16 protein-coding genes are annotated in these 12779 nt (G+C 50.4%); all 16 read right to left on the reverse strand.

The annotated features are described in order from the left end of the window. Nucleotides 1-81: 81 nt before the first annotated feature. A complete protein-coding gene (gene nuoH / locus EDM55_RS16020) occupies nt 82-1089 on the reverse strand; it encodes an NADH-quinone oxidoreductase subunit NuoH (protein WP_092268261.1) in 1008 nt (335 codons plus the stop codon). After that, nucleotides 1089-2237 (reverse strand): NADH-quinone oxidoreductase subunit D, encoded by a 1149-nt coding sequence (locus EDM55_RS16025; protein WP_122926902.1) that lies wholly within the window; start codon nt 2235-2237, stop codon nt 1089-1091. Before EDM55_RS16025 ends, nuoH begins: the two co-directional genes overlap by 1 nt. 3 nt (nt 2238-2240) lie before the next feature. Continuing rightward, nucleotides 2241-3293, reverse strand: coding sequence for an NADH-quinone oxidoreductase subunit C (locus tag EDM55_RS16030; RefSeq protein ID WP_092268263.1), 1053 nt, complete (start codon nt 3291-3293; stop codon nt 2241-2243). Next, nucleotides 3290-3808, reverse strand: a complete 519-nt coding sequence (locus EDM55_RS16035) for a NuoB/complex I 20 kDa subunit family protein (RefSeq protein WP_055745678.1) — start codon at nt 3806-3808, stop codon at nt 3290-3292. The genes EDM55_RS16030 and EDM55_RS16035 overlap by 4 nt, the downstream gene beginning before the upstream one ends. After that, complete coding sequence (locus EDM55_RS16040) at nt 3799-4170, reverse strand: NADH-quinone oxidoreductase subunit A (RefSeq protein ID WP_092268264.1); 372 nt, start codon at nt 4168-4170, stop codon at nt 3799-3801. The genes EDM55_RS16035 and EDM55_RS16040 overlap by 10 nt, the downstream gene beginning before the upstream one ends. A gap of 350 nt (nt 4171-4520) precedes the next feature. Beyond that, a complete protein-coding gene (locus EDM55_RS16045; RefSeq protein ID WP_122960776.1) occupies nt 4521-5261 on the reverse strand; it encodes a DUF6042 family protein in 741 nt (246 codons plus the stop codon). Nucleotides 5262-5478: 217 nt separating this feature from the next. Further along, nucleotides 5479-5877 carry a F0F1 ATP synthase subunit epsilon gene (locus EDM55_RS16050; RefSeq protein ID WP_092268266.1) on the reverse strand — a complete coding sequence of 133 codons (399 nt, stop codon included), beginning with the start codon at nt 5875-5877 and terminating at the stop codon, nt 5479-5481. A gap of 27 nt (nt 5878-5904) precedes the next feature. Continuing rightward, complete coding sequence (gene atpD / locus EDM55_RS16055; protein ID WP_122960777.1) at nt 5905-7314, reverse strand: F0F1 ATP synthase subunit beta; 1410 nt, start codon at nt 7312-7314, stop codon at nt 5905-5907. A 48-nt stretch (nt 7315-7362) separates the two neighbouring features. Beyond that, the gene (gene atpG / locus EDM55_RS16060; RefSeq protein ID WP_092268268.1) at nt 7363-8226 is read right to left on the reverse strand and encodes an ATP synthase F1 subunit gamma; all 864 of its coding nucleotides are present in this window, start codon (nt 8224-8226) and stop codon (nt 7363-7365) included. Nucleotides 8227-8299: 73 nt separating this feature from the next. Next, a complete protein-coding gene (gene atpA, locus EDM55_RS16065; protein ID WP_092268269.1) occupies nt 8300-9811 on the reverse strand; it encodes a F0F1 ATP synthase subunit alpha in 1512 nt (503 codons plus the stop codon). 48 nt (nt 9812-9859) lie between these two features. Next, on the reverse strand, nt 9860-10387 hold the full coding sequence (locus tag EDM55_RS16070; RefSeq protein WP_122960778.1) for a F0F1 ATP synthase subunit delta: 528 nt from the start codon (nt 10385-10387) through the stop codon (nt 9860-9862). Beyond that, a complete protein-coding gene (gene atpF / locus EDM55_RS16075) occupies nt 10384-10887 on the reverse strand; it encodes a F0F1 ATP synthase subunit B (protein ID WP_092268271.1) in 504 nt (167 codons plus the stop codon). Before atpF ends, EDM55_RS16070 begins: the two co-directional genes overlap by 4 nt. Before the next feature lie 113 nt (nt 10888-11000). Beyond that, nucleotides 11001-11222: a F0F1 ATP synthase subunit C gene (atpE, locus tag EDM55_RS16080; RefSeq protein ID WP_029100371.1), complete on the reverse strand. Its 222-nt coding sequence runs from the start codon at nt 11220-11222 to the stop codon at nt 11001-11003. Between the two features lie 54 nt (nt 11223-11276). After that, on the reverse strand, nt 11277-12092 hold the full coding sequence (atpB, locus tag EDM55_RS16085; RefSeq protein WP_092268272.1) for a F0F1 ATP synthase subunit A: 816 nt from the start codon (nt 12090-12092) through the stop codon (nt 11277-11279). A gap of 65 nt (nt 12093-12157) precedes the next feature. Continuing rightward, nucleotides 12158-12526 carry an ATP synthase subunit I gene (locus tag EDM55_RS16090; protein ID WP_092268273.1) on the reverse strand — a complete coding sequence of 123 codons (369 nt, stop codon included), beginning with the start codon at nt 12524-12526 and terminating at the stop codon, nt 12158-12160. 11 nt (nt 12527-12537) lie between these two features. Then, nucleotides 12538-12747: an AtpZ/AtpI family protein gene (locus tag EDM55_RS16095; RefSeq protein ID WP_092268274.1), complete on the reverse strand. Its 210-nt coding sequence runs from the start codon at nt 12745-12747 to the stop codon at nt 12538-12540. Nucleotides 12748-12779 lie beyond the last annotated feature (32 nt).

Consider the following 12779-nt stretch of genomic DNA (forward strand, 5'->3'; position numbering starts at 1 on the left):
TTGAGAACTTCGCCTCGCTCATTTCAATCCTTGGCGAGCCTACGTGCCTTCCATCCATCTAGCTATGTGCCTCTTCCCTTATTAGAACATGCCGTTCTGATAAGAGATGACGACGGCTGTGAGCAGGATGTTGAACAACGCTACGGGCAAGAGCACTTTCCAGGCGAACGACATCAGCTGGTCGACACGCATACGTGGCATGGTGGCCCGCAACCAGAACTGGAAGAATACATAGAGGGAAAACTTCAGCACGAACCAGATAATTCCCGGTATGAAGCTCAGTGCGGGATGGATCGGCAGCCAGCCACCCAAGAACAGAATGGTAATCAACGTCCCCATTCCAAACATGTACACGTACTCCGCCAGCATGAACATCGCAAAGCGGAAGCCGGAATACTCGACGTGGTAACCTGCGACGAGCTCGGACTCTGCTTCGGGCAAGTCAAACGGGGTACGGTTCAGCTCTGCTTGTGCAGCGACAATGAAAACAACGAATCCGATAAACTGCGGAACGATATTCCAGACATCCCGCTGTGCCTCGACAATTTCCCTGAGATTCATGCTGCCCGTCATGAGGACGATACCTACCACGGACATGACCAGCGGAACTTCATAGCTGATCATCTGCGCAGCGGAGCGGAGACCCCCGATCAGCGAATACTTGTTGTTCGAAGCCCAGCCTGCCGTAATTACCCCTAGGACGGTAATCCCGGACAAAGCGATGTAGTACAAAAGCCCAATCCCTAGGTCAGCAAACTGAATACTCTCGGTAAATGGCATCACCGCCAATACAGCAAATGCAGGCGCGTATGCCAGAATAGGAGCTAGCGTAAACAGCGCTTTGTCTGCGTGCAGAGGACGTGTATCTTCTTTCAGCAAAAGCTTGGTCACGTCGGCTACCGTTTGCAATAGTCCCAGAGGACCTACCCTGTTTGGACCAATCCGAAGCTGCATCCACCCAATGACTTTTCGCTCAAAGTAAATGGCGTAGGTCACAAACCCCAGCAGGACCGCAAGCAAGACTACTGCCGCTAAGATAAACCAGATAGTGTTTCCCAATGAGGGTGCTTGCTGCAAGAGTGTACTCATTAACAGTCAACCTCCCCGAGCACGATGTCGATGCTGCCCAGGATGGCGATCATGTTGGCGAGGTTTTCACCCTCCAGCAATTTGGGCAAGATTTGCAGATTGGTGAATGAAGGGCGTCTGAACTTCAGCCTCCACGGCTTATCCTTGCCCTGGCTTGCGATGTAACAGCCGATTTCTCCACGTGGAGATTCGATTCGCACGTACGTTTCCCCTGCTGGCGGCCGAATGACACGCGGCACTTTTCCGATGATCTCTCCCTCAGCAGGGAATTGATCGAGCGCCTGCTCAAGAATGCGAAGAGATTGTTCGATCTCGGCCATACGCAGGTGGTAACGCGCCATGCAATCTCCCTCTGTCGCCGTCGGAACGTCGAACTCAAAGCGGTCGTAGATGCAATACGGCTCGTCTTTGCGGATGTCCCACTTGATACCGGTTGAACGCAGCATGACACCGGAAAGCGAATAGTCCAGGGCGGTCTTGGAATCAAACTTCCCGATGCCTTTAATCCGACTGATAAAGATTTCATTTCCCGTCACGAGCTGATGATAGCTCGGGAGTTCTTTTTTCATGTATTGCACGAAATCCTTTGCCTTCTCGATCCAGCCTGGCGGTGCATCCCATTTCACTCCGCCCACTCGCATGTAGTTGAAGGTCATGCGCGCACCGCAAAGCTCATTAAACAGGTCGAGAATCATTTCCCGATCACGGAAAGCATACAGGAACGGTCCCATCGCCCCGATATCGAGCAAATACGTTCCCCACCAGACCAAATGGCTGGCGACACGATTCAGCTCCATCGCAATCAATCGCAGAAATTGAGCTCGCTCAGGAATCTCCAATCCCATCATCGTTTCGACTGCATGACAGAGAACGTAGTTGTTGGTCATCGCTGATACGTAATCCATCCGGTCCGTATAAGGAATGATCTGCGTGTAATTGAGATTCTCCGCCAACTTCTCTGTGCCGCGATGCAGATATCCCATCACAGGAATCGCTTCCCGAATCGTTTCCCCATCGATTTTGACGACGAGGCGGAAAACGCCATGCGTACTGGGATGCTGTGGTCCTACGTTCAACAGCATCTCTTCCGTGCGAATGCCTGTATCCGGCGAGGTTTCTACTTGCGTTGTGAGGATGTTCTGGTTCATTCGTTAAACCTCCTCGTCGTATTGCACATAGTCTTTTCGCAACGGGTAGCCTACCCAGTCGTCCGGCAGCAAAATTCGACGCAAATCCCTATGTCCCGGGAAATGAATACCTAAAAGGTCAAAAGTCTCACGCTCGTTCCAATTCGCTCCCTGCCAAACATTCATGACAGAAGGAACGGAGGACTGCTCTCTGCTCGTTTTGACCTTCACTGCCACACTTTGCCGATTTTTGTAGGAATACAGATGGTAGTAAACCTCCATCCTGTCCTCGTAATCGACACCGTGCAAATCGGACAAATAGTCGAAGCCCAGCTGCTCGTCTTCTTTTAAAAATGGAGCCACTTCATGCCAGCGCTCGTTTGTGATGACGAGGGTCGGCACTTCTTTTGCTAGTTCGTTTATATAAGAGGCTTCCAACACTTCTGCGCCAAACGCCTCTGTCAATCGGGAAATGTATTTGTCCAGGTAAGGCTGGTTTTTGGAAGGAGCTTTTGGTGCTGCATCGGCTCCAGAATCCTCTGCGCCAGTCGCCCCTTTGGCTTTCGCTGCAGCTGCAGCGGCGGCTTTCGCTTTGGCGGCTGCCGCTGCCTTCGCCTTGGCATCCTCTCCACCTGCGTCTGCAGAGTCCCCGCCTGCTTCCCTGGCTGCCTTTGCCTTCGCAGCAGCCGCGGCTGCCGCTTTTGCTTTAGCTGCAGCCGCTGCTTTCGCCTTGGCATCAGCATCTGCTCCTGCTTCACCGGTGTCTCCGCCTTGGGCTGCATCCTTGGCTGCCTTTGCTGCTTGGGCCTTTGCCAACGCCTCGGCTGCTGCCGCTTTCTTGGCTGCTGCCTTTTCCTCAGGGGTCATCTCAGATACTGGCTTCGCTGGGGCTGGAGCTGGGGGCGATTCTGGAGCAGTATTCTCGCCTTGCTCTCCCATTTGCGAAGCTGCTTCCTGGGAAGCTTCCCCCGCTGCTTCCTGTTCTCTTAATTTTCGCAAAGCTTCAGCTTTGGCACGAGCCTCGGCTGCCGCCTGCGCCTTTTCTTCCGGCGTTGGCCTGCGCTTCTCCTCGCTCATTGACTGGTCACCTGCTTCCCAGTCTTCGCCTCATAGCGTATCTTTTCTTGCAGCTTGTTGATGCCATAGATCAGCGCTGCCGGATTCGGTGGGCACCCTGGAATATACACGTCAACCGGAACGACCTGGTCGACCCCTTTTACTACGCTATAAGACCGCACGTATGGTCCTCCAGCCGTCGCACAGGAACCCATGGCGATCACCCATTTCGGCTCCGGCATTTGATCATACAAACGACGCAATAACGGCGCCATTTTCTTCGTTACCGTCCCCGCCACGATCATGACGTCTGACTGGCGTGGAGAAGCACGGAAAATCACACCAAAACGGTCGAGGTCATAACGAGCTCCACCTGTTCCCATCATCTCAATCGCGCAACAGGCGAGACCAAATGTCAATGGCCACAGCGAGTTGCTGCGTACCCAGCCTTTTACCGTCTCCAGCGTCGTAAACATGACGTTGCGATCCAGTTCCTCCTGCAGTTCAGGCGCAATGCTTGTCAGATCTAGTTCCATTCCAGCACCTTCTTTCTCCACGCGTAGATCAAACCTACTACCAACAAGGATATAAAGATGACCATCTCGACTAGGGCAAACAGACCTAGCTGGTTGTAAGCGACGGCCCACGGGTACAGAAAGAGTGTTTCTACGTCAAAAATCACAAACATGAGCGCAAAGATGTAGTACTTCACATTGAAGCGTACCCAACTGTCCCCAACCGGAATGTTACCGCTTTCATAAGTTGTTTGCTTCTCCCGTGTTGGTTTCTTTGGGCGTAACAGCGGACCGATGAAACTGACAGTAGCCACGGGCAATAACACACCAAGGATCAAAAAGATGGCGACAATGACATAATTGTTGGTATAAATGTCATTCACCCACGTTCCCTCCGCTCTGTGCAAGGTATGAATCCTTTACTACGTGCCCTCTGCTGGAGTCGACACTCCTCTCAAAGGGTACTGCCTGCAGTATACGGGTGTAGGTACGACTGTTGACATCTCTGATACTGGAAGAACTCCTGAATCAAATCGTCCCTTTTTCATGTGCTACAATCTGATCCAGATAGAAAAAAATACCTTTATCATTATATCAAATCGCCCAATAAGTGTCTAACGAAAGCCTCGAAACAAATCCATATATAGGAAAAAACCCAGAGAAATTTCTCTGGGTCCACTCTTCAAACCTTGATGCCCAAAGCAATCGGCTTGTCCGATCACCCTTGTTGGCTTTATTGCACGTTTTTCGAGAACTGCTCTCCGAGGAAATCCTCGTATACACGCTCCCACACAACGGTGAAAGTCATGCTCTCATCTTCTGGAATCTCCAGAATGCCTTCTACTGCTTTTTCCATATATGGCGTCAATTTGATCAAAACCTCAGCCAGCATTTCGTCGTTCGTGTTGAGCATGCTTTTCAGCTCAGCTTTCGAGAGCGTGAAGCTGTTTTCGTCTCTCTCATGAAGCATCATGATCAAGCGGCTAAAGATCGGATGAACCAATGCCTCGAGCTTCACATGTGCCAGAGCCAATGTTTCTGCTTCGTTCAATTGGAACAGATCAGCAGCGTCCGGGAACGGATAAACCGGTACGTCCCAAACATCGCCTTTATCGATGACCAGGCCCCATTTTTCGAAGAGAGCAACCGCTTCTTCCAGAGAAGTCGGATACTCATAGTTGGAACGGCTCAAAAACGCCTTGAAACGGTTCAAGAGGTTCACGTAGCCGTTGTAGTCTTCTTCGGATTTGAACTGTTTTTTTACAGGAGCAGTGAATGTGCCTTCCAGAGCTTTAAACCCCTTCAAAGCCGCTTCCATTTCTGCTTTTGTTTCATATTTGGTTGTTACATAGCAAAACGCTTGGAACAATACATTCATCTCATGAGACAGCACACTAGACCAGCCGTTTGCTGTATAGCTGCTGGGAATTACTACGCCTTCGTTGCTCTGGCGGATATCGCGAATGGTTTGCATCACTACTACTCTCCTTTTTCCCCAATAGCCAATGCCGCTTCATCCCGATGTCATCCTTACAATTACGCTTGTCGGCAGGGCATTAGGTCTATTATACACAGAAACCACAGGCAATTACCAACTGGAAATATCATGCCCCCAAACAGTTCCAGTTCATTCAATTCGTACGAAAAATCCCCGCAACCACATGGCCGCGGGGATTCCAGCTTCTTGCTGCTTACTTCGTTACGTCGAGACGAGCCATCGCACGTTGCAGGGCACGCTCTGCTCTTTGGAAGTCAAGGTCAGGGTACTTCTCGGACAAACGCTTTTCCGCACGGCCTTTTGCAGCCTGCGCACGTTCTACATCGATGTCACCTGGCAATTCAGCCGTTTCAGCGAGGATGGTTACCTTGTCGCCGCGCACTTCCATGAAGCCGCCGCTCACTGCCATCTTCACTTCTTTTTCGCCTTCTGTTTTGATCCGAACTGGCGCTGTTTTCAGCGGGCTCACCAGCGGCATGTGATTCGGCAAAATACCGAGATCCCCTACTACACCGCGGGCGATGACCATTTCAGCTTGACCGCTGTAGACAACCCGTTCAGGAGTTACGACTTCAACTGTCATCTTGCTCACTTACTGGTCTCCCCTTTCCAGGGTGTCTTACGCCATGGACTTCGCTTTTTCTACCGCTTCTTCAATCGTACCAACATACAGGAACGCGCCCTCTGGCAGGTGGTCGTGCTTACCTTCGAGGATTTCTTTGAAGCTACGAACTGTATCTTTCAGTGGAACGTATTGACCAGGGTTACCGGTAAATTGCTCGGCAACGTGGAAGGATTGGGACAGGAAACGTTGAATGCGGCGTGCACGCCCAACTACTTGCTTGTCCTCATCGCTCAATTCGTCCATACCCAAGATTGCAATGATATCTTGCAACTCTTTATATCGTTGCAGGATTTTTTGTACGCCACGTGCTACATCGTAGTGTTCTTGACCTACAACGTCCGGGGACAGAGCACGGGAAGTGGATGCGAGTGGGTCTACCGCAGGGAAGATACCCAACTCAGCGATGGAACGCTCCAGGTTAGTCGTAGCGTCCAAGTGAGCAAACGTAGTAGCAGGAGCCGGGTCAGTATAGTCATCCGCTGGTACGTAGATCGCTTGAATAGACGTTACGGAACCTTTTTTCGTGGAAGTAATACGCTCTTGCAGCTGACCCATTTCGGTAGCCAATGTTGGTTGGTAACCTACCGCGGATGGCATACGGCCGAGGAGAGCGGATACTTCAGAACCCGCTTGGGTAAAGCGGAAGATGTTGTCGATAAACAAGAGTACGTCGCGGCCTTCTTCATCACGGAAATATTCCGCCATGGTCAAACCGGTCAGTGCTACACGAAGACGTGCACCAGGTGGTTCGTTCATTTGTCCGAATACCATCGCGGTTTTCGGCAGAACGCCTGCGTCTTTCATCTCGTGGTACAGGTCGTTACCTTCACGGGTACGCTCACCTACACCAGCGAATACGGAAATACCGCCGTGTTCTTGTGCGATGTTGTTGATCAGCTCTTGAATAGTAACGGTTTTACCTACACCCGCACCACCGAACAGACCGATCTTACCACCCTTGATGTAAGGAGCCAACAGGTCAATAACCTTGATTCCTGTTTCAAGGATTTCAACAGTAGTCGCTTGCTCAACGAACTCAGGAGCTTTGCGGTGAATTGGGTCACGACGATCTACTTGACCAATCTCTTGCAGGTCAATCGGTTCGCCGAGTACGTTAAATACGCGTCCGAGAGTTACTGCACCTACTGGAACGGAAATAGCTGCACCAGTATCAACTGCTTCCATACCGCGAACCAAACCGTCGGTAGAAGACATTGCTACGGTACGAACCATGTTATCACCCAGGTGAGTCGCAACCTCAACGGTCAAGTCGATGTCGCGCTCGCCAGCGCTTTGTGCTTTATGTTGAATCTTGATCGCATTGTAAATGGCAGGCAGGTGTCCACGATCGAACTCGATGTCAACAACCGGACCCATTACCTGAACCACGCGTCCATTCGCCATCTTACTTCTTCCCTCCTGTAAAGCTGAATTGGGAGCTATTCGCTGCCATTACGCCTGTGCGTTTGCACCTGCGACGATCTCGGAAATCTCTTGAGTAATGGCTGCCTGACGGGCACGGTTGTAAATCAACGTGTAACGGTTGATCATGTCCGTTGCGTTATCTGTCGCGTTGCCCATTGCAGTCATACGGGAACCTTCTTCGGAAGCCTTCGCTTCCAGAAGCGCACTGTATACCAGTGTCTCCGCATATTTTGGCAGCAGATCGGCCAGTACTTCTTCCGAGGACGGCTCATACTCGTAATTCATTTTGCGGTCGTTTGTGCTCTCGGGAGCCTCCAACGGCAGCAAGCGTTTTACGGTAGGTATTTGCGAAATTGCACTCTGGAACTTGTTGTAGCAGAGGTACAGCTCGTCGATTTGCTCATCCGCGAACATTTGGACTGCCGCGCCTGCAATTTTCTTGATATCGCCAAAGGATGGGCTGGCTGGCAGACCCGTAACCTCTTCCATCACCGAGTAATTACGTTTACGGAAGAAATCGCGACCTTTGCGTCCGATAACAAAAATGCCATACTCATCCTTGGACTTGTGCTTTTCAGCAATGGTATTGACTACAGCGCGAAGCATGTTTGCGTTGTAGCCACCTGCAAGACCACGGTCGGAAGTGATGACGATGTAACCAGTTTTTTTCACAGGACGGGATTGGAGCATTGGGTGCTTGGAACCAGTGTTGCCGCTCGCAATGCTAGAAATCACTTCCTGGATTTTGTCAGCGTACGGACGTGCCGCTTCTGCTTTCTCCTGGTTGCGGCGAAGCTTTGCAGCTGCCACCATTTTCATCGCTTTCGTGATTTGGCGCGTATTTTTGGTACTCTTGATACTGCGTCGAATCTCACGTATTCCTTTAGCCACTCGTTTTCACCACCTTGAGGACGCATGGCCGAGCGAGAGCGCCCGGCATGCATCTGATGTCAATCGTTCGCGATTAGCGAGTTACCGAAAAGCCTTTTTTGAACTCTTCGATCGCTGCGTTGAATTCTTTTTCATCTGGAAGCTCTTTCGTAGTCCGGATATGCTCCAACAATTGCGGTTTGTTGGAATCCAGATAGGACAGAAGCTCCTTCTCAAAGCGGCCTACGTCGCCAACTGGAATGTCATCCAGGAAACCTTTTGTAGCTGTATAGATAGAAGCAACTTGCTTCTCAACAGGCATTGGATCGAATTGACCTTGTTTCATGATTTCCATCAAGCGCTCACCACGGGTCAGACGAGCTTGGGTTGCTTTGTCCAGATCGGAACCGAACTGAGCGAAAGCAGCGAGCTCACGGTATTGAGCCAACTCAAGCTTGAGTGGACCTGCTACCTTTTTCATCGCCTTGATTTGCGCGGAACCACCTACACGGGATACGGAAAGACCGGTATTCACCGCTGGACGTTGACCTGCGTTGAACAAGTCTGTCTCCAGGAAGATCTGACCGTCCGTGATGGAGATCACGTTGGTAGGAATGTAAGCGGAGATATCGCCTGCTTGTGTTTCGATGAAAGGAAGAGCTGTAATAGAACCGCCACCCAATTCATCGGACAGTTTCGCAGCGCGCTCCAGCAAACGGGAGTGCAAGTAGAATACGTCACCAGGATAAGCCTCACGACCTGGAGGACGGCGGAGCAACAGGGACATCTCGCGGTATGCAGAAGCCTGTTTGGACAGGTCATCGTATACGCAGAGGACATGTTGTCCTTTGTACATGAAGTATTCACCCATGGTTACGCCAGTGTAAGGAGCCAGGTACAGCATCGGAGCTGGGTCAGAAGCTGTAGCGGATACGATGATGGTGTATTCCAGAGCGCCTGCTTTACGCAGAGTTTCTACGATGTTAGCAACAGTGGACTGCTTTTGACCGATTGCTACGTAGATACAAATCATGTTTTGACCTTTTTGGTTGATGATCGTGTCGAGCGCCACAGCTGTTTTACCAGTTTGGCGGTCACCAATGATCAACTCGCGCTGTCCACGACCAACCGGGATCATCGCGTCGATCGCTTTGATACCTGTTTGGAGTGGTTCGTGTACGGATTTACGCGCCATAACACCAGGAGCTGGGCTCTCGATCGGGCGGAAACCGTTGTTTGCGATAGGACCCTGGCCATCGATTGGTTGACCCAGTGGGTTTACTACGCGGCCGAGCATTCCTTCTCCAACTGGAACTTCCATTACGCGGCCGGTACGTTTTACAGTATCGCCTTCCTTAATGTCGCGGAAAGGTCCCATAATAACGACACCCACGTTGTCTTCTTCCAAGTTGAGTACCATACCCATTACGCCATTTTGGAACTCGAGGAGCTCCCCTTGCATGGCCTTTTCCAAACCGTGAACGCGGGCGATACCGTCACCTACCTGGATGACTGTGCCTACATCCACAACTTCGATTTCAGATTTAAAGTTAGCGATCCGCTCTTTGATGAGGGAGCTAATCTCTTCTGGTCTGATTGCACTCACTTACATTCACCCCATTCATCCAACTTCTTAGTAGAGGTACTGCCAGCTTTACGCTTGATGCGCAAAGGTTTCCAACTTCGTTTTCAGGCTGCCATCATACAGACGGTCACCGATCTTGATCACGATGCCTCCGAGGATTGCTGGGTCTACCACTGCCATCAAACGCAATTTTTTATTCAAGGTTTGACCGAACTTCTCAGCCAACTCTGCTTGTTCTTCAGATGTGAGCGGTTTCGCGCTCGTCACGATCGCATCCGCGATGCCACGTGCGTCGTTCGCCAGCTTCACAAAGGAACTGTAAATCGCCGCCAGCTCCGCTTCCCGTCCATTTTCAATCAGTACGCGGAGGAAATTAAAGCTTTCTTCCCCTACATGACTTTTGAACAGTTCGTCTACCAGCTTGATTTTTGCATCAGCAGCAATGTGCGGATGATGCATGATCTTGCTCAGATCGGCATTCTGCTCGACAGCTTGCACGATCGCACCGAGGTCTGCTTCTACCTGATCGATCTTGCCACGCTCGCTCGCTACATCGAAGAGAGCGCGAGCATAACGTTTTCCTACAGCGCTACTCATAGGCGATCTCCCACTTGAGCGAGAAATTTGTCAACAGTAGACTTTTGCGCAGCTTCGTCCAGTTCTTTCTCGATGATCTTGGAAGCCAAGAGTACGGAAAGGCTAGTCATTTGCTCACGCAGTTCCAGCTTCGCTTTTTCTACTTCACGAGCCAGTTCAGCACTTGCATCAGCTTTCATGCGCTCGGAAGCAGCTTGAGCTTCCGCTACGATTTTGCTAGCTTCATCAGACGCTTGCTTTGCAGCACGGTCGATGATCGCTTTGGATTCAGCGCGTGCTTCATCCAGTACACGACGTTGCTCAGCGAGCAGTGCTTCCGCTTCTTTGCGGCCCTGCTCAGCCGAGGAGATTTCATTTGCGATATGCTGACGGCGTTTTTCCATCATGCCCACGATCGGGCCCATGGCGAATTTACGAACAGCCAGCAACAACAACAAGAATACAATTGCTTGGGTTAATAGCGTTCCCCATTCCAGGGATACAGCTCCAAAGTCGAGCATTCGTTTCACTCCTTCCTGCGAAAAGAAAGATGTATCTTCACGGATTCATAAAACCGTTTCTTCCAAAAATAGAGGCGGGTAACAAGCGCCCGCCTATCGTTTCCGTTGCTCGCTTACAGACGACCAAAGAGGATGAAACCGATCGCTACAGCGATGATCGGAACTGCCTCTACCAGACCAAGACCCAGGAACATGAGACCCATCAGGTTACCACGCGCTTCAGGTTGGCGAGCTACGCCTTCAATTGTACGAGAGATTACCAGGGAGTTACCGATTGCCGCGCCAAGAGCAGCAAGACCAAATACGATACCGATTGCAAGAGCCAAACCTTCCATTGTTTAAAAACCTCCTTAGTGTTGTAAAAAAGAATGAAATACGGAAATTGCCGATTAATGATCTTCGTTCACTTGCTGCGAGAGGTACACCATTGCAAGCGTCGTGAAAATGAACGCTTGTACGGAACCTACGAATACGGAGTAACCCAGCCAGATAAACAGCGGGATGCTACCGAAGATTCCTACACTCAGCAGGAAGGCGATCAAAACCTCACCCGCAAAGATGTTACCGAATAGACGCAAAGGAAGCGTCAACGGCTTAATGATGAACTCCTCGAGAATGTGAATCGGGTTCAGGAATGTATGTTTCAGCCAACCGCCAAAGCTCTTCTTGATTCCCAGATAGTGAGAGTATAGAAGAACGATGAGTGCCAAAGCGAAGGTAACGCTCGGCGTCGCGGTAGGCGATTTCCACCAACTAATTACCACACCGTGTGCATGCGGATCGGTAGAGTTCAACTCTTCCGTTACTTTTTCCAGCTTTTGTTGTTTCATTTCATTGCTAGTGGAAACAGTCAGCATGTCGATGAAACCTTGGCTTACCTCTTGGCCATGACTATTGTGGTGAGCCGTGTTCACGTTGAACAAAAGTCCCAATTGGTTCCCCAAGAAGATGTACAGGAACAACGTGAGCGCCAAGGAGACAAAACCCGCAGCTTTCTTCGGTGTGATGTAGCTCTTAGTAATACCGGTGACAAAGTCCACAATCCATTCCATCACGTTTTGCGTGCCGCCTGGAGTAGCGGAGGTCAGCTTGCGGGTCATACCGATACACATGAAGAGTACCACCAGAGAGGTTACCAGAATCATGAGAATAGTGGAGATGTCAAATACCATGCCCAACCATTCAAATCGCAGAGAATAATGCATGTATTTCACCCCTTTCTTCCGCGCGAGTAGTTTTTCGCATACATGTAAAAAAGAAATGCAGATATCTATTTAAAGGAGCGATACACAAAAAGGAAACTAAGAGCCTGAAAGAGGAACAACCCTATCAAAACGCCAGCAAGTCCAAATAAATGAGGGAATCGCATCGTCAGGAAGACAGCAAACCCCGCGACGATGAGGCGTTGTAGCATGCCAGTCCCTTTAGGCCGTACACTTGGATCGACAGCCATCTGACCGATACGCCAGGTTTTGCTGAAGAGGACAGTTCCATTCACGAGACTGCAGACCATCCCTAAAAGAAGGCCCTGCAAAAAGAATCGATACGATGGCAACACTGCCCAGAGTATCGCAGCTATCGCCATACAGAAAAAGGCATAGCGAAAAGTGGCTCGCATAGCCAAAGTAAACGTTTGCATGTCCCATCTCCCTAGAGGTACCCGCGAATGATGCGGTAGACGCTGTACACGCCTATACCTAATCCTGCGAGCAATCCAATCATCAAAAACAGCGGATTGGAAGCGAAAAGGCCATCCAGATATTTACCCAGAAATACCCCTGCAATCACACAAATTGCCATATCGACACCAATTAAAGTAACCAGTGTGATGGCTCGCCATGGATTATCAATTTTCGACACAGGACATTCTCCTTTCAAACATAAGGAGAGGG

It is taken from the genome of Brevibacillus centrosporus (assembly GCF_003710815.1).
Classification (GTDB): domain Bacteria; phylum Bacillota; class Bacilli; order Brevibacillales; family Brevibacillaceae; genus Brevibacillus; species Brevibacillus centrosporus.